Annotated in this window: 1 protein-coding gene; it reads left to right on the forward strand. The window is 69.3% G+C overall.

The window, feature by feature from the left end:
- Positions 1-1,180 (forward strand): maltotransferase domain-containing protein (locus IE142_RS34735; protein WP_229831200.1); only part of this gene is annotated, 1,180 nt, incomplete at both ends.

The raw sequence follows: 1,180 nt of genomic DNA on the forward strand, positions 1-1,180 counted from the left end.
CCCGGTTGGCGGCGGCGTTGACGCCCGAGGTGGACGCGGTACTGGCCCGGCACCCGCTGCGGGAACTGGTCACCACCTCCGACCCGCTGCCCCTGCTCGTGGAACGCGAACGCGCCCTGTACGGCGCCTGGTACGAGTTCTTCCCCCGCTCCGAGGGCACCCCCGCCCGGCCCCACGGCACCTTCCGCACCGCCGCCCGCCGCCTTGCGGCGATCGCCGCCATGGGCTTCGACGTCGTCTACCTCCCACCCGTCCACCCCATCGGCACCACCCACCGCAAGGGCCGCAACAACACCCTCTCCGCCACCCCCGACGACGTCGGCGTCCCCTGGGCCATCGGCTCCCCCGAAGGCGGCCACGACGCCGTCCACCCCGACCTCGGCACCCTCGACGACTTCGACCGCTTCGTCACCGAGGCCGGACGGCTGGGCATGGAAGTCGCCCTCGACTTCGCCCTCCAGTGCTCCCCCGACCACCCCTGGGTCCACAAACACCCCGACTGGTTCCACCACCGCCCCGACGGCACCATCGCCCACGCCGAGAACCCGCCCAAGAAGTACCAGGACATCTACCCCATCGCCTTCGACGCCGACATGGACGGAATCGTCGCCGAGACCGTACGGGTACTCCGCTTCTGGATGAGCCACGGCGTACGGATCTTCCGCGTCGACAACCCCCACACCAAACCCGTCGTGTTCTGGGAGAGGGTCATCGGCGAGATCAACCACGCCGACCCCGACGTCATCTTCCTCGCCGAGGCCTTCACCCGCCCCGCGATGATGCACACCCTCGCCCAGATCGGCTTCCAGCAGTCCTACACCTACTTCACCTGGCGCAACACCAAGCGGGAACTGACCGAGTACCTCACCGAACTGTCGGGGGACGCCGCCTCCTACATGCGGCCCAACTTCTTCGCCAACACCCCCGACATCCTGCACGCCTACCTCCAGCACGGCGGCCGCCCCGCCTTCGAGGTCCGCGCCGTCCTCGCCGCCACCCTCTCCCCCACCTGGGGCATCTACAGCGGCTACGAACTCTGCGAGAACACCCCCCTGCGCGAAGGCAGCGAGGAATACCTCGACAGCGAGAAGTACCAGCTCAAACCCCGCGACTGGGCCACCGCCACCCGCGAGGGCACCACCATCGCCCCCCTCATCACCCGCCTCAACACCATCCGCCG

It is taken from the genome of Streptomyces mutabilis (assembly GCF_014649815.1).
Taxonomy (GTDB): Bacteria; Actinomycetota; Actinomycetes; order Streptomycetales; family Streptomycetaceae; genus Streptomyces; species Streptomyces mutabilis.